The following is a 17535-nucleotide window of genomic DNA, read 5'->3' on the forward strand; positions in this document are numbered from 1 at the left end:
CGCTGACCCGCTCTTCCCGACCCGACACCCGACCCGAGCCCGAACCTGGAGGACACCGGTGGCCACCGCCGACGAGATCTGGAAGGCCGTCTGGACCACGGACAAGATCAAGGGTTCGTGGATGACGCCCGACAACCCGTTGTGGACGGCGCAGTCCGTCATCACGGAGACCTACGAGCAGGCGACGAAGGCGGTCGCCGCCGCGAACGCGGCGAAGACGAACAGCGCGAGCGCGAAGACAGACTCGGCCGCCGCCAAGACCGGTGTCGCCGCGCTCCAGACGGCTGTCACGGCACTGTCCGCGACGCTCACGAAGACCGCAGCCGACACCGCCGCGACCCGCGCCGCGGTCGCCCGCGTCGAGACGGCGCTCGCGACCCTGCAGACCTCGATCGCGACGATGGTCGCCGACGCCGTCAAGGCCGCGCTCGCGACGTCGACGGTCGAGGTCGACGTCACGGTCTCGGGCAACGTGCCCGGGACGACGCCGGGCGCGGTCACGCTGCCGCAGTAGGCGTCTGGCGGATCGGGTGCTCCGGTGACCAGGAGCCCGGTGGCGGCGCAGGTCCTCGACGCGGTCGAGCACGCCGGGCTGCTGCTCGTGCACGACGCGGTGCTGCCGTGCGTCACGGCGCTCGTGACGGGCCGCCCGGTCGCGGGGTCGTGGTGGTCGCACCCGCTGGCGAACCCGATCTACAACGCGCTCGGTGAGCTCGAGGACGACGTCGCGACGGTCCGGCTGCTGCGCGCCAAGCAGACGCTCGTGGCGAGGCGGCTCTGGCCCGCCCTGGCCGCCGTCGGTGCGGCACGGGAGCCCTGGCAGCTGCGGCGGCTCTCCGCGGCCGCGGCCGACCTGCTCGCCGAGGTCGACGCCGTCGACGCGTACGTCGTGCCGGCGGCGGACCGGTCCGCCGCGGACGCCCTGGAGCGGCGGCTCCTCGTGACCTCGACCGACGTGCACACGCCGTCCGGCCACCACGTCAAGGCCTACCGATCGTGGGAGCGCTGGGCCACCGAGCGCGCCGTCCGTCCTGCGGACGATGTCGTCACGGCGCGCGACGCGCTCGAGCAGGCCGCGCGCGCGACCTCGACCGACGTCGGGCCGCTGGTGCCCTGGCCGGTCTGAGAACGGCTGCCCTCAGCGCGACTGGTCGGTCCAGCGCTCGCCGTCCCACCAGCGCAGCCCGCCGGCGCGGCCGGGGTCGGGGTACCAGCCGGGGACGGGGGCGCCGGTCGGTGCGGGCCGGGCCGGTTGCTCGACGTACGGCGCGACCGGCCGGGTGACCGGCTGGGGGACCTGCGCCGCGACCGGGACGGCCCGCGGCCGGCGCACGAGGGCGACGAGCAGCAGCACGAGCCCGACGACGAGCGTCAGGCCGCCGGCCACCCCGCCGAGGATCCACGGCAGCATGCCGCGCAGGCCGGACGAGATCGACCGGTTGACGAGCACCTGGGCGCCCGGCGTCCCGGTGAGGGCGATCGTGTACTCGCCGGCGGCCGGGATGGTGACGTACGCGAAGGCGGTGAACACGACCCCGTCGCGGCTGAACGTCTCCGTGCCGTTCCCGGTGGGTCGCACGGGGACCGTGGCGCCGCCCGGGCCGGTCACGGTGACGTCGCCCGGCGTCAGCGAGGTCGCGCGGTTCGTCGACGTCGACACCCCGCCGACGGACGTCTGCGTGCCGGTGCCCTCGAGGAGCGCGTACTCGGTGGCCTCGAGCACCCGGGTGCCCTCCTCGGGCACCGTGAGCAGCGGTGCGCTGGCTCCGCCGACCGCCACGGGGGCGGCGTGCAACGCCACCCGGATGCCGCACACGGCTCCGAGGAGCACGCCGAGGACGACGAGGGCGATCGCCGGCCGCAGCAGCGGCGTGCGCCTGCGGGCGGCCTGCGGGGCGGGGGTGATCACAGGACGACGGTACGCCCGCCCGGCGCGTGCAGGGCGGCGTCCGCGGGGGTCAGGCCGTCTCGTCGAGCGCCGCGAGGAACGCGAGCACCCGCTCCAGCACGAGCGCCGCGGCGGCAGGGTCGTGGTCGGCGGTGCCGCGGTCGGTGAACAGGTGCGCGTCCCCCGGGTACTCGAAGACCTCGGCCGACGGCACCGTCGCGGCGAGACCGCGCGCGACGTCGACGTCCCCGAGGTCGTCGGCCGTCATGGTGTGCACCTGCACCCGCAGGCCCTGCGGCCACGGCGTCTCGAACTCCTCCGGCGGGATGCAGCCGTGCAGCAGGACCGCGCCGCGGGCGCCGTCCATCGTCTGCGCGAGCATCTGGGCAGGCAGCACCCCGAGCGACATCCCGGCGTGGACGACGGCGTGCGTGAGGTCGGCCACCGCCTCCCGGCCGCGGTCGAGCAGGACGTCGAACCCGACCTCCTCGGCGTGCTCGATGCCGTCCGCGAGGTCGTCGAAGGTCTTGCCGGCGAACAGGTCCGGCGTGTGGACGACGTGCCCCGCCGCCCGCAGGTCGTCGGCGAACGCGAGCACCCCGGGCGTGAGCCCGAGCGCATGGTGGAAGAGCACGACCTCGGCCATGCCGGTGAGCCTATGCCCGACGGGCCGGGCCCCTGCCCTGGGATGCTGGCCCGGTGGACGACGCCCGGCAGGTCACGGTGGTCCGGCCGCCGCGGCTGCGGCCCGGGGACCTGGTCCGCCTCGTGTCCCCGGCGAGCACCCCGCCGCGCGAGGGTGTCGAGGCGCTCGTGCGCTTTCTCGAGGAGCAGGGGCTGCGCGCCTCCGTCGGGCGCCATGCCCTCGACGAGCACGGCTTCCTCGCGGGGACCGACGACGACCGCCTCGCCGACCTGAACGCCGCGCTCGCCGACCCGGCCGTGCGGGCCGTCGTCGCGACCCGGGGCGGCAAGGGCGCGTACCGGCTGGCCGACCGGCTCGACGTGGCCGCCGTCCGCCGGGACCCCAAGCTGCTCGTGGGCTTCAGCGAGATCACCGTGCTCCACCTCGCGCTGTGGAGGGCCACCGGGGTGGCCGGCCTGCACGGTGCGCCGGCGGTCGCGGCGTGGGACGGCGCGACCGCCGAGCGTGCGTTCCTCGACGCGGTGCGCACGGACGCGGACGTCGTCCTCGCCTCGTCGCCCGATGCCCCGACCGCTGCCCTGACGACGACCGGCCGGGCGACCGGGGTGCTGCTCGGCGGCAACCAGGACCTCGTCGCCACGGCGGCGGGGTGGGCGCTGCCGTCGCTGCGCGGCGCGATCCTCCTGCTCGAGGCGGTCGGGCTGGGCCTCGGTCAGGTCGACCGGCAGCTGACGATGCTCACGAGGAGCGGGCGCCTCGACGGGGTGGTGGGGGTCGCCGTCGGGCAGTACACGCGGTGCGACCCGACGCCTGGGGACGCCGGGAGCTGGACCGTGCTCGACGTGCTCCGGGAGCGGCTGCACGGGCTCGGCGTCCCGGTGCTCGGCGGCCTGCCCGTCGGTCACGAGGAGGGCGCGCGGGCCGTCCCCGTCGGGACCGCGGCGACCCTGGACGCCGACGCCGGCACCCTCACGGTGACGGCCGCGGTGAGCTGAGTCCTGCCTGTGCCGGCCTTGCCGGTCAGACCCGCTCCAGCGGGCGGAACGGTGCGGCCGGCAGCACGACGGCGACCGGGTCCCCGGGTCTGATCTCACCGCCCGCGCGCACGACGCCCATGACCCCGGCGCGCCGGACGACGACGCCCGCGGCGTCGGTGTGCACGACCTCCTTGAGCAGCCCGGGCCGGAACCGGTCGATCTGCACGCAGGGGTTCCGCAGCCCGGTGACCTCGACGACGGCGTCCGGGCCGAGGTGCAGCAGGGCGCCGGTCGGCAGGCCGAGCAGGGCGACCCCGGACGTCGTGACGTTCTCCCCGAGCGCGCCGGGCAGCACGTCGAACCCGTTCTCCCGCAGCTCGTCGAGCAGCTCGACGGCGATGAGGTGCACCTGCCGCAGGTTCGGCTGCGTCGGGTCGGCGCGTATCCGGGAGAGGTGCTGGACGGTGACGCCGGCATGCGCGTCGCCCTCGACGCCGAGCCCTTCGAGGAGGCGGACGACGTCCACGGTCACCTTGCTGAAGCGGTGGGCGGCGTCCCGGTGCACGGCCGCGACGTGGGGGTCTGCTGTCACGTCTCGACCCTATGAAGAGACGGGCGTCCGCGGGCAGCGAGTTTCCGTGCGCTGCCGTCGTCCGTACCGTGGTCCCGTGGATCACCGAGGTGCGCCGACCCGATCGCTCGCCGTCCTCGTCCTCGTCGTGGGCGGGGCGCTCGCCGGCTGTGGGGACGACGCCGCGTCGTACGGTCCGCTCGCGGTCCAGCGCCCGTTGGAGGGCAGTGGGGACGCGAGGAACGAGGGAACCCTGGTCGTCACCGACACCTGCGTGCACCTGCGCGACGCCCGCGGGCTGCTCGTGACGCTCGTCTGGGAGGCCGACCGCGTCTCCCTGGGACCCGGCCACGCGGACGGTCTCCTACCGCGACCGCAGTCGTGGCGACCTGCGCCTCGTCGACGGCGACACGATCGTCGTCGGCGGGTCCGGTGACCAGGGCGGCCCCGAGACCGAGTGGCTCGACCGCCTCGACTGGGTCTCCCCGCCGGCGCAGGAGTGCCGCACCGGCTACTGGTGGAGCGTCTCGGGCGTCGACGAGGTCACGGGCGACTGACGTCCGCGGCCGCCTCGGCCGGCGGCGCGACCGCCGTCCGGCTCTGGCGCACCCGGTTGACGACGAGCCACGCCGTGAGGCCGGCCAGCACCCAGGACCCCTCCGGCTCGACCGAGTCCATCCAGGAGAGCAGGCGCCCCGCCGAGTAGAGCAGCGCGATCCCCAGCACGGCGTGCCAGGTTGCCGCCCGCCCCTGGACGATCCGCACCACGACCGCCAGCGCCGCCACGACGTGGACGGCGAGAACGATTCCGAGGAGGCGCCCGCCGCGGCCGTCCCCGGTGACGACGTTCTTCAGCGCGATGAGCATGCCGACGGTGCCGAGCGGGAAGAGGAAGAAGGCCAGCAGACCGCGCCCGGCCCACCGGTCGAGCGGCCGCAGCCACCACCTGGGGCGGTCCTCCGCGGGCTCTGCCATCGAATGATCATGCCCCGTCGGCCCGGGGTTGACCACCTGTGCCACTCGTCGGCCCCCTGCCGCTGAGGGTCGGGACCGTCGTCCGTCACCCCCGGGCAACCGGGGCGCGAGAAGCCCCCGACGCTTGGTAGGCTGACCCCGCTCGACCCCTCGGGGCCGTGTTCGCGGGTGTAGTTCAATGGTAGAACATCAGCTTCCCAAGCTGACAGTGCGGGTTCGATTCCCGTCACCCGCTCCACCGTCACCCGCTCCAACCCAAAGCCCCAGGTCATCCCTGAAGGAGCCCGGTAGGTCAACGGTGTCGTTGACCGGGGTGTGAGGCGTCTTCGCGTAGCTGCAGGCATGCCGACTGGGCGTCGGGGTCAAGGCTCGCGCGGAGCGCGACCGCGGAGCGGCCGTAGGGCCTTGACGTCGGCGCCTGGTCGGCGACGATGTTCAGCGCGGAGATGGGCGGTGGATTGGCTCCCGGAGTGTTCGTCGGGGTGTTGAGGGCGTGCGCTCATCAGTGCCGGTTGCCCGGCGTTGGGCAGGCCTCGTCAGGGAGGCTGCTGGTCATCCCTTCGCCCAGCCGTGTCCCGCGGAGAAGGTCGTTGACGGTCGCGGGGGGGGGTGGGCTTGATGGAGTTCGTGGTGCTCCGGTCAACGGGGTCAATCAGAGGGGCTCGACCGCGCCTGGCCTGGCTGCTGCGCGCTGCGGCACAGGGTCGGGGGTCATGACCTGGACGACCTCGCGTTGACCAGTCCTGTGGGTCATGCGACCTTCCCGCGGGGAGTGGCCGCGGGCCGGGGCGCAGTGGGTGTATTCAGGGCACGGACGTGTCCGTCGCGCAGCGCGTAGTAGACGAACTCGAGCTGGCGACGGGCGGCCGCGACGACGCCGCGGGGTCTGCCGCGGCGGGCCGCGACCTGGTCACGGAAGGTGCCGATCCGGGTCCGCGCGGGCAGCATCTGGACGGACTCCACCATGGCCCAGCGGACCATCTTGGAGCCCTGCTTGGTGATCCGGCCACGGCGGACCTTGGTGTCGGACTCACGGTGCAGCGGGGTCAGCCCGGCCCAGCAGGTGAGCTTGTCGGCGCTGGTGAACCGGTGGACGTCGCCGATCTCTGCGACCAGGACGGAGCCGAGGATGGGGCCGATGCCGGGGATCGTCTGTACTGCTCGGTAGCCGGGGTCGTCGGCCAGGCGGCCGCGGGTGAGCTTCTCGAACACGCTGATCTCGAACTCCAGGGCGTCCATGATCCTGCGCAGGGACGCGATCCGGGCCGCGTACGGCTTGGGCAGCTGCCCACGGTCGGCCAGCCCATCGAGCAGGGCGGTGCCCGCGACCCCGAACAGGTCGCTCATCGGGACCTGGACACCGCACTTGGCCAGCACGGCGTGGACCTGCGCCTTGCAGTGCGAGCGGAGCGCGACGAGCTTGGCCCGGTGCCGGACCAGCTCGCGCAGCTCCCGCGTCGGCGGTGGCGCGATCCACGACTCGGGCAGTCGGCCAAGGCGCAGCAGGTCGGCCAGGTCGGTGGCGTCACGCAGGTCGTTCTTCACCCGCCGGTACTCGAACGCCTTCACACCGAGCGGGTGCGCCAGATGCACCGCCGGCGCAGACTCCAGGTCGTGGAGGGTGTCGACGGCCCAGTACCAGCCGTACGTCGACTCCAGGACCACCTCGGGGTGCTCCCCGGCGCGGGTCATCACCTGCGCCAACGCCAGCGGCGTGTTCGGGATCTGGACCGCCTCCAGGACGTCACCGGTGTCCGTGGTGCGGACGATGACGCTACGGGCACGGTGCAGATCGATGCCGACGAACTGCCGGCCGTCGTACTCCTGGTCCAACGCGGACGCGACGTAGCCTTTCACCGGGGCCTCCTTCGTCGATGACGAGAACACCTCCAGCATCCGGCGGAGGGTCACGCGGAGCGAGGCCCCACCCTCAGCTCCTTCATCGCATCAGAGGCACCTTCCGACCTGGGGCTGCGTCGTTCCTCAGCGGTGTCCGGCCCCTTCGTGCGATCGGCGGGGGACTAGCGGCTCGCGTGCGGAGACTCGCGGTTCGCCTCCGTGGCCGCGTCGGGCCAGCGTGTCTTGAAGGGGGGCAGTCCCGCTGCTCTGAGGATTCGGTTGTTGAGCGTGGCGCTGGCGATCGAGGCGGGACCGCCCGCCAAGAAGCCGCCGAGGAGGGCGACCACCCACCCGGCCCAGTGCAGTCGGTCGCTGACGGCGTGTGCGTTGCGCATCGCCCAGAGGCTGAGGGATCCCGCAGCCGTGGTGAGCGGGGCCGCGAGCAACGCTCGGGCCCACCACTGCCGACGGGTGATCGATGCGCCGGTCATGGTCGCCTGACAACAACCTCTCCGCCGTCCATCGTCGCAACGTAGTGCAGCCGAATCGACCGACACGGCAACGGCGCAGCGCAGGCCCGGAAGCGACGCCTTCCGGTGGGGGCGCGCGCTGGACGATCCCACCGCGGGCCGAGGCAGATCACTAGCTGCCCGGATCTGACCGCTGATCCAGTACTAACAAGAGCTCGCGGGACTCGACCGACATCATCTCGACCCCTGGGTCGAGGTGAACGTGCGAGCCATCCGGGACGCCGCTCGAAGCCAGCGCCAGGCACCAGGCTGCGAGATGCCGGAGGCCGGCCGCGTCGCCACGAAGCTCGACGGCACCGCCGACGACGTCGGCCGTCGCCCAACCGTCCGTTCCGTAGCCGAGGACGACACCGGTGGAGGGGCTGTAGACGGGCACGGTGACTCTCACATCCGGCATGACCGGATGCTAGCCAGCCGTGACGATCCCGACGCTCCCGAGACCCGGCACAGTCTCGTCCGGCCGCATGCGCCTGGTCCCGGTGACGTCAGATGGGCAGGTGGGTTGCAGGAGGCGTCGGTGATCAGTCGAGGTCGATCCAATAGGACGCGACCTGCCCGCCGTCGTCGTCGACGGTGTCGCGCAGGTGACGCCCGCCGTTCTTCTCGATCACCCGGACGGACGCCGGGTTGTCGCCCTCGACCGTGAGTAGCATCCCCGGCAGCCCGTCCGCGCGGGCACGGTCGATCAGGAGGCCCAGTCCCGTGGTCGCCACGCCGCGGCCACGGGCCGAGTGCCGGATGTTGTAGGCCGCGTGGCCGTGGAACTGCTCGTAGGGCTCGTCGAGCCGCGGGCGGTAGCGCACCTCACCGAGGACGACGCCGTCCGCCACGAGGACGAACGTGGTCTGGGGCGGGATCCCCTGGGGGAGACCGATGCCGGCGGCTTCCTCGTCGGCCTCGCGGACGAACTGCCCGAAGTCTTCGCGCGCAAGGTCGGCGTCGTTGTACGGGTAGCCGTCACCGGCCCGGTCGAACTCGTCGAGCATGGAGACGTACGACGGACCGTGCGCAACGCTCACGGTCTCCAGTCGCACCTCGTGCTCGTCCGCCATCTGCGTCAGGTTAGCTGCGTCGCCCCACCGGGCCCGGGTGCACCACACTCGTCACATGAGCGACGACACCGCGGAGACAGCGAAACATCATCTGCACAAGTGCCTGCGGTGGGCACGGGACGAGGTCCTGCCGAAGCTCGACGGTCTCGACGAGTACGACGTCCGCAGGCCCATGACGCGGACGGGTCTCAACCTGCTCGGCCTCGTCAAGCACCTGACGTTCTTCGAGGCCTCGTACTTCGGGTTCGTCTTCGACTGGCCGTATCCCGAGGCCATCCCCGCCGTCGACGAGAGCTTCCGCAATCCGGACCTCATGTGGGTGCCGGTGGACGAGACGCGGGAGCAGGTCGTCGAGGGCTACAGGAACGCGTGCCGGCACGCCGATGCGACGATCGAGGCGCTTCCGATCTATGCCGTGGGGCACGTTCCCTGGTGGGGGAACAACGACGTGCCGCTGTTCAACGTGATGGCCCACATGCTCGGTGAGACGCGCCAGCACCTCGGCCACATGGACCTCATCCGCGAGCAGCTCGACGGTCGCATCGGCGAGGACGTCGAAGCGCTGCCCCCCGAGGCCGACGCCGACTTCGCCCGGCGGTGGCGGCGCACCGAGAAGGCGGCCCGGGTGGCCGGCCACCGCTTCGTGCCTGCGGGGTTCGTGCCTCCCGCATCTCTCGTGCACGATCGGTTCCGGCTGGAGCCGCTCGGCCCGCAGCACAACGACGCCGACCACTCCGCCTGGATGTCGAGCATCGACCACGTCCGTGCGACGCCGGGTTACCCCGACGGGGACTGGCCGCCCGCGGCGGGCATGACCTCCGAGGAGAACCTGGCCGACCTCACTCGCCATGCGCGCGACTTCGAGACGCGTCGCGGCTTCACCTTCACCGTGCTCGATCCTGCGGACGACGACGTCATCGGGTGCGTCTACCTCTACCCGGCCGCGGACGAGCACGACGTCGTCGTCCAGTCCTGGGTCCGTGCAGACCGTGCGGATCTGGACGTCGTCCTCGCGGGCGCCGTCCAGCAGTGGATCGACTCCGACTGGCCCTGGACGCGCCCGGACCGCATCGGTCGCTGAAGACTCGCTTCACGAAGGCCGACCTTGACGACAGCTTCGCCCGGCCTCGGCAACCGGACGGCCTTCACCTGCTCCCGTCAGCCCTCGCGCGTGGCGCCCACGATCACCGAACCCGGCCGCTCCAGCCAGGTCTCGTCGGCGACCGGGGTGCCCGTGACCCTGGCCAGGAGCAGCAGGCCGTCGGGCGGGACGTTCTCCCACGTGAGACCGCGCTCCTGCGGAAGCCGCCGTCCGAGCCCGCCGCCCTGGGCATCGACCTCGAAGGGGTCGAAGGCCCGGACGATCCGACCGCTCCGGGCGAGCGTGAACCGCATGTCCAGGTTGACGTTCCAGAAGAAGCTCGCGAAGGTCGTGCCGTCGGAGAGCCGTGTGGCCGTGGTGTCGGTGGACCCCAGGAAGTAGTTGTCCTCCCAGACGTATCCCCAACCGTCGATCTGCCCGACGACGACCCATCCCCGCCGGTAGGGGTCGCCGTCGGTCCACCTCACGGCCTGCTCGACGCTGCGGAACCGGGGCGCCCCGCTCCCGGCGAACTCGGTGACCAGACTCTCGACGTCGGCGCCCTTGACGAGGGTGATCGTCGCGGCGTTGTTCTCCAGGGACCAGTCGGCGGGACCCGCGGACGTCGGGTCGGCAGACGGCGGTCCGTCGGACGGCGGTTCGTCGGACGGCGGTTCGTCGGACGGCGGGTTCGGCCGAAGGCGCCTCCGGCTGCCCCGTCGGGGAGGCCACGGTTCCACCGGCCGGCGCGCCCGGCTCGATGTAGTCCCAGCTGCCGCATCCGCCGAGCGCCGGCAGGGCGAGGAGCAGTCCGACCAGCCGCACGGAGCCTCGCGCCCGGAGCCCCATTGCACCTCCGCCGCCGGCCCGACCTGGTCGAGGCAGCCTGCCAGACGCGGGGATCGACCATCGGGGCGAAGGTGGAAACTCCGCTACATCCTGGTGTGGTGGAGTTTCCACCCTGACGGTGCACCCGCTGGTTCGTGCGGCCGGGCGGCGGATCCGTCGTGCTTCAGCCGGTGAGGCACGCGGGGAAGTCGCCCGGGTCTCCGGTGAGGCTCACCGTGTAGGACCGCTGCCCGGGTCCCAGCCCATCCTGTCCAGCGAAGACGAGGTTGAAGGCCAGGGCGTGCCCGTCGACGACGCGGTCCGCACAGACCCCCACGCCCTCGTAGGCGTCGACGGGGTTCCGGCTGTGCGTCACACGCGCGTGATCCCACCCCAGGCGGGACGCTGCTGCGGCGAAGTGGGCCGCGACCTCCTCGTCCGAGGCGGTGGTCACCCGGGTCTGCTCGGCGTACGACACCCCACCGCCGTCGTCGTCCTGGCAACCGCCGTCCCCGCCCTGCGGCGAGCCCACGTCACCCGCTGCCTGCTCGGCGAGCAGCGGGTCGTCCCACAGCCCTTCGGCGAACGCCTCCACGCACGGCCGGGTCGCCTGCGGGTTCGCCCAGCGGACGGCGGCCAGCACCGCCAGGAGCACGCCCCCGGTGACGACGGCCAGGACGAACGTGGCGGTGAGGAGCGCCCGCGCGAGCCCTGCCGGTGCCGGTACGGACGGGCGCATGGCCGGCAGTATGCACGCTCGCCGGCTGACCCGACGTGCAGGTGCCGGACGACGTCCGACACCGAACGTGTCGGCGACGGGAGGCCTCGCCTGTCGGCGATGTCGTCGTCGTGCAGCTGCGGATCGGCCGTCAGCGTGGAAACTCCGCCACATCATGATGTGGCGGAGTTTCCACGCTCCCGCGACTCCGCAGGCGTCGACGACGCCGCGGCATGCTCGAACGTCGTTGTGCGGCACGGCCGACTCGGGGACCCTCGTGCCATGGCCACCCTGGAGCAGCTCGAAGGCCGCCCCTTCCCGCCGGTCGAGGGGGAGACGACCTACCTCGTCGGCAGGTGCACCGAGCTCATGACGAGCGTGGACGTCGACGCGTTCACCGTCGAGGACCTGCGCATCATGCTGGGCCAGCAGCTGGGCGTCTTCCACCTGCTGCCGAGGGCGGTCGCTGTGCTCCTCGACGACCCGTTGGCCGAGGGGGACTTCTACCCTGGCGACCTGCTGGCGGCCGTGATGCGGCTGACGGCCGTGCACTGGCACGCGTACCCGTCCCACCGGGCTGACCTCGTGGAGCGGGTTGCAGGCGTCCGTCGCGAGGACGTCGCCCCCGCGCTCGCGGACGCGATCCGCGTCTTCGTCGGCGCGCAGTGATGTCGAGGCAGCACGATGACCTGATGCACGAGGCACCCCCGGACGGCGGCACCCGGCTCGCCATCCCCTTCTCGCTGCACGGTGAGTCCGGCGTCGTCCACGTCAGCGTCGCGCCGATCCTCGACGGGGTGCGAGCCGGGTTCGACATCCTCGCCGGGCTGCCCTTCGCGGCAGACGCGACGGTCGGCTACCCGGCGATGTCGGCCCGCGTCGAGTACGACGGCACGGGCTACCGCACCCTGATGGGCTGGGTGCAGACCATCCGGACGGTCCGGACGACGACCGGCCGGCCCGTGGACGACGACCGGTGCGAGGTCGACCTGGCGCCGGCGTTCGGCGACCTCGACTCGCCCTTCTTCGCCTCGGGCAGCACCCCGTCCGTCGTCGACGCCCCGGCACGCAACCTGAACGGTGCCGACCGCCTGGCCTGGACGGCGGACACGTTCCTCACGACGCTGCCGCTGCGGTCGCGCCGCGAGCCGATCCGAAGGCTGGCCTCGTTCCGCTGGGGGTACGAGGAGACGGCAGACCCGGACCACGCTCCGACTCTGCTCCCCACCGTCGTCACCGGTGCACCGGCCTGGGCGGCGTCCGTCGACCTGCTCCGCAGCCGGTTCCCGAGCTGGACGTTCGATCCCGCCTGACGGATCAGCCGAGACGACGACGGAAGCGCGTGTACCGCTCGAACGTCGCAGCCTCGACGAACCCGAGTCGGCGCAGCAGTGCGACCGACCGGTCGTTGCCGTGGGTCACACCTGCGAAGACGTCCGTTGCCCCGCAACGAGTCTGCGCGTGCTCGAGCAGTGCGCCCACCGCCGCCGAGGCCAGGCCCCGCCCCTGGCTCGAGGCGCGGACCCAGTAGCCGAGCCCGTACCGCGGAGGGTCGACCGGCACGAGGTCTCACCGACCGGTCAGGGTGTGATCCACCCGCCGACGACACCACCCTCCGGCCGCGACCTACCCGTCCGACCGCCGCTCGACGACTACGGCTGGGTGATCTCGCACCGACCGGCCGGTTGCCGTACCTCGTAGCCCGCGACCGACCATCGCGCACTCCACGTGCATCCGGAGTCATCGAGCGTCCGGTTGCGCGGGTCGTCTGCCTGGAAGACGTAGCCGGCGGCCGCATCGCCCCGCACCTGGGCGCGGTACGGCGAGTAGCGGTCGAAGCCCGGGCGGAGCCGACCCGTCGAGTCGGCGTAGACGACGGCGCACGTGACCTGCTCCGCGCTGAGGAATGTCAGCCGGCCGCAGTCGAAGTACCCGCTGTACACATGCGTGACCCCCCGCGCCTCCAGGCTGTCGAGCAGCTGTCGACGGGCGGCCTCGCTCGGACCTCGGCCGGCGTCCGAGTACGCCTGGACGGTTCCGACGGCGAGCGCCAGGGCAGCGATCGTCAGCGAGAGGACTCTCAAGGGACGACCGATCTTCGGCATCGCAGAGTCCATGCTCCACAGAGGTGCGATGACGGCGGGCGTGGCGACGAGTGCACCGATGATGTAGCGGACGTTGTTGGCGGGTGCGATGCCTGGCGCCGGGCTGGCGGCGAAGGCAACCACGGTCAGGCCCGCCGACCCCAGCATCGCCAACCTGGTGCAGACGGTCGCGAGTGCGGGGCTGTCCCGGTTCTGCTGCCGCGTCGCGCGGCGTCGGCGACGCAGCGTGCGGACGTTGGCGAGGAGTCCCGTTGCCCAGAGCGCCACGAGGGCGAAACCCCACAGCGCCGCGACGATGTTGTCCGTCGGCGGTTGCCCGCTGTCCCAGTAGCCGAACGGCCACGCCGGCAGCGACTGCGGGTGGGCGACGGCGGAGCCGCCCGTCATGTAGGCGAGGCTGGTGGTCAACGTGTTGGCCACCTGGCTGCCCAGCCCGGCCGACTGACCGTTCAACCCGGTGCCGCCGTGCAGGTACAGGTTCACCACGCTGACCACGCCGCTGTCCCGCCAGGGGTGAGTCACGTCGTGCAGGATCCACGGCGCGGCTCCCGCGACGAGACCGACGACGAGCGCCGAGACGCTCCCGAGCAGCTTCGCGGGATGGCGGCGCAGGCTCATCACGACCAGCACCGCGGAGGTGGCGACGAACGGGGCCACCAAGGCAGTGCTCCACAGCCCGACGGAGGCCGTGGTGCCCCAGGCCGCCAGCAGTCCTCGTCGCGTGCCGCCGCGACCCGGAGCGCCGGACACCTCGAGCAGTCGATGTCCGAGAAGGAGCAGGAGCGTTCCACCGACCAGGGTCTCGGGTACGGCCCCCTGCGCGATCAGCTCGTACCCGAGCTGTTCCCTCGACCCCAACGTCAGGAGGGCAACGGACATCAATGCGACCGGCGTCCCGTACAGGCGCCGACCCAGGACGAACACCAGGGTGAGGAAGAGCAGGAACGCCAGCAGCATCGGGACCCGAAGAGCGATCAGCGAAGGCCCGAACGTGCGGAACGGCACGGCGGCGAGGAAGGCTTGCGCGGTACCCATGTACGACTGGCCGTACATGAAGACGGGGGCGTGGCGGCCTTCGGCGATGTGCATCGCCATCAGACCCGTCGTCGCCTCGTCGCTGTTGCTCGCCGGCCACTCGAGAAGGAGGAGGCCGAGGCGGACGCCGCCCGCCACCGACAGCAGAAGCGCGAGCACGAGTGCAGGGCGGGTGCGAGCCCCGGCCCGGCGCTCCGCGCCCGTCGGTGCGGTGGTGGCTGTTCGGCGTGCCGGCTCGTCAGGCGCGTCGGTCGACGCGGGAGACACGGTGGGCACGCACCGCATCCTGCCCCTGCAACGCCGGGGACGCGCTCACTTTCGACCTGCGGCCCGTCCCGCGCGGCGACCGGCCCCTCCACGGGGGTCGACCGCCAGGTCAGCGCTCCACCCGCACCTCGACGTCCCACCGCTCGTCACCGGGCACCGTGGCCGCGAACGCCCCCACCGCTGCCACCGCGGCGTCGAGCACGTCGGAGACGGCGGCCCCGGCGCTCTGCCAGGCCCACTCCGTCGTGCCCCCGTCGCGGCTCGTGGACGCCGGCCCGCGGTACCCGAGCGCCGCGACGGCACCTTCGACGGCCGTCGCGAGGCCGTCGTGCAGCCGGACGCCGTCCGGGCCTTCCGGCAGCCCGTGACGCACGGTGAGCCAGCCCCGGCGCGGCAGCAGGTAGGCCCCCGAGGGGAAGTCGGCGCGCAGGGCCACGACGAGGCCCGCGCCCCGGGTCGGGCGCACCGCGGGCTCGTGCAGACCGGCGACCGGGTACAGGGCGGACGTCTCCTCGCCCGGCCGCTCCGGCACCGCGACGTGCACCTGCGCGTCGTCGGGCAGCCCCGTCAGGGCGGCCCGCAGGTCGGCGACCGTCACCACGTGCCCGACGTGCTGCACGACGATCCGGTCGTCCCCCGCCTCGGCCACACCGGGACGCTAGCCGCGGGGCCCGACAACCGCCACGACCCGGTCAGCCCGCCGAGAACGAGGCGAGCAGCCCGGGGTGGTCCGTCGTCCGGGCCATGTCCAGGAGCCGGACGGCGCCCGGCCGCAGGTCCGACGTCAGCACGTGCTGCACCCCGTCGTCGGCGTGCCGGTACCCGCTGCCCGCCGGCACGCAGGCGGCCAGGTCCCGGCCGGGCGCTGCGGCCGGCCCCGGCCCGGCCGGCGCGGCGACGAGGTTGAGGTCCCCCGCGACGACCACCGGCACCCCGGGTCGCCCGGTGCGCACCCCGGGCAGCACGTCCCGCAGCAGTTCGGTGCACTGCGCGAGCGTCCCCGCCGGGCTGCCGCTCGTCAGGTGCGTCGTGCAGACCGTGAGCCGGTCCGTCGGCAGGCACGCCCAGACCCGCTGCTCGTCCTGGTGCGGGTCCTGCGCGCGGTACGCCCCGGTGGTCGCGGCACCACCGCCCGCGCCCGGCGTCCACACGAGCACGGCCTCGCCGTACGGCCCGCCCGTGCGGCACCGGATCGGCTCCCCGGTGCGCCGGTCGGCCGCCGGCGCGAACGCCGTCCGCACCGAACCCGCCCGGTCGTGCGCCTCGGCGAGCGCGCGTCGCAGGGCGGGGACGTCGTCCGCGCACGTCTCGTTGAGCGTCACCGCGTCGGGAGCGCTCGCCCGGATCACCGCGGCAGCCCGCGGCGCGGCCCGCCCGGTCCAGCAGACGGCGTACCCGCTGCCGCACAGGTTCAGCTGCAGCACCCGCACCCGGGCCGGCTCCTGCGCGGACGCCGTACCGGCGACCGCGACGAGCGGCACGAGGAGGGCGAGCACGGCGAGCCAGGACCGGCGCCGCAGCAGGGGGGTGACCACGTGACCGGTTCGGCGCCGCGGCCCGCCCGGATGGGTCGGCCGGCCCGACGGCCCACGCGGCGAAGGCTGCTAGCCACCGCCGCCGTGCTCAGGCACGGCGGCGCTCGGTCAGAGCGCGGCTACCGCGCCTGCAGCGCGTCGAGCGCGACGGCCATCGCGGCGGCGAGCCGCCGGTCGAGGCCGGGGTCCGGCACGGTGACCTCGTACGAGTCCCGGCCGAAGGCGAACTTCTTGTCGACCGACATCGCCACCGTGCCGTCGGGGTGCGTGAAGTCGAAGTGGTACGGCAGCCACTCGAGGAGGAACCGGCGGGCGAGCGCCATGGCCTGGCTCCGCTCGACGCCGGTCGCGACCGGGTGCCCGGGCTGCTCGAGGTGGTACGTCGAGCGCAGCAGGCTCGCCCCGAAGTCCTTGCGGAAGACGCCGATGACCTGGCCCGAGGAGTCGACGACGTCGGTCGCGCCGGCGAGGTCGACGACGTTGCGGGCCTTGAAGCCGAACAGCGGCATGGTCCGCGCCTCGTCGGCGAAGAACGTCACCTGCTCGCGCAGGGCCATCCGCTTCTGCTGGGCGAGCGCGAGGACCGGGCCCTTGGCCGCCCCGTCACCGCCCGGCGCCCGGATCTCGTAGCGGTTCACCATGGGCGTGATGCGCTGCCGGACGACGAACCTGTCCAGCGACTGCAGCGTCGCCATCGGGTCTCCCTGGGCCATACGCAGGGACGTTACCCGTTCGTGACCTCATCTGACCCCCCGAATCGCGGGGGGATGGTCCGTTGGGGATCACGGGTGACCGGCCGTGCGCAGGCGGCACCCGACGGTCACTGGCAGGACGGGCGGACGACGACCTGAACCCCCGGGTAGGTTGGGCTGCGTGCTGCTATCGGACCGGGACATCCGCGCCCAGCTCGAGGCCGGTCGCGTGCTCCTCGACCCGCTCGACGTGGAGATGATCCAGCCTTCGAGCGTCGACGTCCGCATCGACCGGTACTTCCGGCTGTTCGACAACCACAAGTACCCGTTCATCGACCCGGCCGAGGCGCAGCCGGAGCTGACCCGGCTCGTCGAGGTGGAGCCCGACGAGGCGTTCATCCTGCACCCCGGGGAGTTCGTGCTCGCCTCCACCTACGAGGTCGTCACCCTGCCGGACGACGTCGCGGCGCGCCTGGAGGGCAAGTCGAGCCTCGGTCGTCTGGGGCTGCTCACGCACTCGACCGCGGGGTTCATCGACCCCGGCTTCAGCGGCCACGTGACCCTCGAGCTGAGCAACGTCGCGACCCTGCCGATCAAGCTGTGGCCGGGGATGAAGATCGGCCAGCTCTGTTTCTTCCAGCTGTCCAGCCCGGCGGAGCACCCGTACGGCTCGGCCGGGTACGGCTCCCGCTACCAGGGCCAGCGCGGGCCCACCGCGAGCCTGTCGTACCGCTCCTTCCACCGCACGAAGGTCTGAGCCGGACCCACCCCCCGGCCGCACCACCCCACCTCCCTT

21 protein-coding genes and 1 tRNA gene are annotated in these 17535 nt (G+C 73.0%); 8 read left to right on the top strand and 14 right to left on the bottom strand.

The annotated features are described in order from the left end of the window. Positions 1-58: 58 nt before the first annotated feature. Positions 59-514, top strand: a complete 456-nt coding sequence (locus EDJALFJO_RS03680; protein ID WP_088282345.1) for a hypothetical protein — start codon at positions 59-61, stop codon at positions 512-514. A gap of 24 nt (positions 515-538) precedes the next feature. Further along, entirely contained in the window at positions 539-1126 is a 588-nt protein-coding gene (locus tag EDJALFJO_RS03685) for a hypothetical protein (RefSeq protein WP_143448275.1), read from the top strand. A gap of 12 nt (positions 1127-1138) precedes the next feature. Here the strand turns inward: EDJALFJO_RS03685 and EDJALFJO_RS34815 are convergent, their stop codons facing one another. Together EDJALFJO_RS34815 and EDJALFJO_RS03695 are read right to left on the bottom strand one after the other, a co-directional pair. Then, complete coding sequence (locus tag EDJALFJO_RS34815) at positions 1139-1909, bottom strand: DUF2510 domain-containing protein (RefSeq protein WP_198949970.1); 771 nt, start codon at positions 1907-1909, stop codon at positions 1139-1141. A gap of 49 nt (positions 1910-1958) precedes the next feature. Further along, on the bottom strand, positions 1959-2534 hold the full coding sequence (locus tag EDJALFJO_RS03695; protein ID WP_088282349.1) for a dienelactone hydrolase family protein: 576 nt from the start codon (positions 2532-2534) through the stop codon (positions 1959-1961). Positions 2535-2587: 53 nt separating this feature from the next. On the opposite strand from EDJALFJO_RS03695, the gene EDJALFJO_RS03700 reads away from it, so the two are divergent. Next, positions 2588-3529: an LD-carboxypeptidase gene (locus EDJALFJO_RS03700; RefSeq protein WP_088282351.1), complete on the top strand. Its 942-nt coding sequence runs from the start codon at positions 2588-2590 to the stop codon at positions 3527-3529. A gap of 25 nt (positions 3530-3554) precedes the next feature. Here EDJALFJO_RS03700 and EDJALFJO_RS03705 read toward each other — a convergent pair whose 3' ends face one another. Beyond that, a complete protein-coding gene (locus EDJALFJO_RS03705; RefSeq protein WP_088282353.1) occupies positions 3555-4103 on the bottom strand; it encodes an MOSC domain-containing protein in 549 nt (182 codons plus the stop codon). Positions 4104-4625: 522 nt separating this feature from the next. Further along, a complete protein-coding gene (locus tag EDJALFJO_RS03710; protein WP_088282355.1) occupies positions 4626-5057 on the bottom strand; it encodes a hypothetical protein in 432 nt (143 codons plus the stop codon). A 164-nt stretch (positions 5058-5221) separates the two neighbouring features. On the opposite strand from EDJALFJO_RS03710, the gene EDJALFJO_RS03715 reads away from it, so the two are divergent. Beyond that, positions 5222-5295 (top strand) — tRNA-Gly (locus EDJALFJO_RS03715). A 512-nt stretch (positions 5296-5807) separates the two neighbouring features. Here the strand turns inward: EDJALFJO_RS03715 and EDJALFJO_RS03720 are convergent. From EDJALFJO_RS03720 to EDJALFJO_RS03735, 3 genes are all read right to left on the bottom strand, one after another. Further along, entirely contained in the window at positions 5808-6953 is a 1146-nt protein-coding gene (locus EDJALFJO_RS03720) for an IS110 family transposase (RefSeq protein WP_233149663.1), read from the bottom strand. Positions 6954-7538: 585 nt separating this feature from the next. Continuing rightward, positions 7539-7823 carry a hypothetical protein gene (locus EDJALFJO_RS03730; protein WP_088282359.1) on the bottom strand — a complete coding sequence of 95 codons (285 nt, stop codon included), beginning with the start codon at positions 7821-7823 and terminating at the stop codon, positions 7539-7541. Positions 7824-7947: 124 nt separating this feature from the next. Beyond that, positions 7948-8478: a GNAT family N-acetyltransferase gene (locus EDJALFJO_RS03735; protein WP_088282361.1), complete on the bottom strand. Its 531-nt coding sequence runs from the start codon at positions 8476-8478 to the stop codon at positions 7948-7950. A 55-nt stretch (positions 8479-8533) separates the two neighbouring features. On the opposite strand from EDJALFJO_RS03735, the gene EDJALFJO_RS03740 reads away from it, so the two are divergent. Then, positions 8534-9559, top strand: a complete 1026-nt coding sequence (locus EDJALFJO_RS03740) for a DinB family protein (RefSeq protein ID WP_088282363.1) — start codon at positions 8534-8536, stop codon at positions 9557-9559. A gap of 77 nt (positions 9560-9636) precedes the next feature. On the opposite strand, the gene EDJALFJO_RS35335 is transcribed toward EDJALFJO_RS03740, so the two are convergent. Both EDJALFJO_RS35335 and EDJALFJO_RS03750 read right to left on the bottom strand, forming a co-directional pair. Then, positions 9637-10413 (bottom strand): DUF6461 domain-containing protein, encoded by a 777-nt coding sequence (locus EDJALFJO_RS35335; RefSeq protein WP_369812489.1) that lies wholly within the window; start codon positions 10411-10413, stop codon positions 9637-9639. Positions 10414-10571: 158 nt separating this feature from the next. After that, entirely contained in the window at positions 10572-11126 is a 555-nt protein-coding gene (locus EDJALFJO_RS03750; RefSeq protein WP_088282368.1) for a hypothetical protein, read from the bottom strand. Between the two features lie 261 nt (positions 11127-11387). Between EDJALFJO_RS03750 and EDJALFJO_RS03755 the strand changes: the two genes are divergently transcribed. Continuing rightward, complete coding sequence (locus EDJALFJO_RS03755; RefSeq protein ID WP_088282370.1) at positions 11388-11774, top strand: contact-dependent growth inhibition system immunity protein; 387 nt, start codon at positions 11388-11390, stop codon at positions 11772-11774. Positions 11775-11797: 23 nt separating this feature from the next. Beyond that, a complete protein-coding gene (locus EDJALFJO_RS03760; protein ID WP_088282372.1) occupies positions 11798-12418 on the top strand; it encodes a hypothetical protein in 621 nt (206 codons plus the stop codon). A gap of 4 nt (positions 12419-12422) precedes the next feature. Here EDJALFJO_RS03760 and EDJALFJO_RS03765 read toward each other — a convergent pair whose 3' ends face one another. The 5 genes from EDJALFJO_RS03765 to EDJALFJO_RS03785 all read right to left on the bottom strand — a co-directional run bounded on the left by EDJALFJO_RS03765 (position 12423) and on the right by EDJALFJO_RS03785 (position 16742). Further along, entirely contained in the window at positions 12423-12668 is a 246-nt protein-coding gene (locus tag EDJALFJO_RS03765; protein ID WP_088282374.1) for a GNAT family N-acetyltransferase, read from the bottom strand. 89 nt (positions 12669-12757) lie between these two features. Further along, the gene (locus EDJALFJO_RS03770; RefSeq protein WP_088282376.1) at positions 12758-14404 is read right to left on the bottom strand and encodes a hypothetical protein; all 1647 of its coding nucleotides are present in this window, start codon (positions 14402-14404) and stop codon (positions 12758-12760) included. A gap of 217 nt (positions 14405-14621) precedes the next feature. Continuing rightward, complete coding sequence (locus tag EDJALFJO_RS03775; RefSeq protein ID WP_088282378.1) at positions 14622-15161, bottom strand: DUF6225 family protein; 540 nt, start codon at positions 15159-15161, stop codon at positions 14622-14624. Positions 15162-15204: 43 nt separating this feature from the next. Then, positions 15205-16047 (bottom strand): endonuclease/exonuclease/phosphatase family protein, encoded by an 843-nt coding sequence (locus EDJALFJO_RS33980; protein WP_088282380.1) that lies wholly within the window; start codon positions 16045-16047, stop codon positions 15205-15207. A gap of 119 nt (positions 16048-16166) precedes the next feature. Further along, positions 16167-16742 (bottom strand): hypothetical protein, encoded by a 576-nt coding sequence (locus EDJALFJO_RS03785; protein ID WP_088282382.1) that lies wholly within the window; start codon positions 16740-16742, stop codon positions 16167-16169. 178 nt (positions 16743-16920) lie between these two features. Between EDJALFJO_RS03785 and dcd the strand changes: the two genes are divergently transcribed. Next, the gene (dcd, locus tag EDJALFJO_RS03790; protein WP_088282384.1) at positions 16921-17496 is read left to right on the top strand and encodes a dCTP deaminase; all 576 of its coding nucleotides are present in this window, start codon (positions 16921-16923) and stop codon (positions 17494-17496) included. The last annotated feature ends 39 nt before the right edge of the window (positions 17497-17535 follow it).

The organism is Kineosporia sp. A_224, from assembly GCF_002198655.1.
GTDB lineage: Bacteria > Actinomycetota > Actinomycetes > Actinomycetales > Kineosporiaceae > R-H-3.

Bases quoted from the DNA above. Each gene is read 5' to 3' on its own strand.
- EDJALFJO_RS03695 (WP_088282349.1), bottom strand. From the start codon at position 2,534: ATGGCCGAGGTCGTGCTCTTCCACCATGCGCTCGGGCTCACGCCCGGG.
- EDJALFJO_RS03710 (WP_088282355.1), bottom strand. From the start codon at position 5,057: ATGGCAGAGCCCGCGGAGGACCGCCCCAGGTGGTGGCTGCGGCCGCTC.
- EDJALFJO_RS03720 (WP_233149663.1), bottom strand. From the start codon at position 6,953: ATGCTGGAGGTGTTCTCGTCATCGACGAAGGAGGCCCCGGTGAAAGGC.
- EDJALFJO_RS03730 (WP_088282359.1), bottom strand. From the start codon at position 7,823: ATGCCGGATGTGAGAGTCACCGTGCCCGTCTACAGCCCCTCCACCGGT.
- EDJALFJO_RS03735 (WP_088282361.1), bottom strand. From the start codon at position 8,478: ATGGCGGACGAGCACGAGGTGCGACTGGAGACCGTGAGCGTTGCGCAC.
- EDJALFJO_RS03740 (WP_088282363.1), top strand. From the start codon at position 8,534: ATGAGCGACGACACCGCGGAGACAGCGAAACATCATCTGCACAAGTGC.
- EDJALFJO_RS03750 (WP_088282368.1), bottom strand. From the start codon at position 11,126: ATGCGCCCGTCCGTACCGGCACCGGCAGGGCTCGCGCGGGCGCTCCTC.
- EDJALFJO_RS03755 (WP_088282370.1), top strand. From the start codon at position 11,388: ATGGCCACCCTGGAGCAGCTCGAAGGCCGCCCCTTCCCGCCGGTCGAG.
- EDJALFJO_RS03760 (WP_088282372.1), top strand. From the start codon at position 11,798: ATGCACGAGGCACCCCCGGACGGCGGCACCCGGCTCGCCATCCCCTTC.
- EDJALFJO_RS03785 (WP_088282382.1), bottom strand. From the start codon at position 16,742: ATGGCGACGCTGCAGTCGCTGGACAGGTTCGTCGTCCGGCAGCGCATC.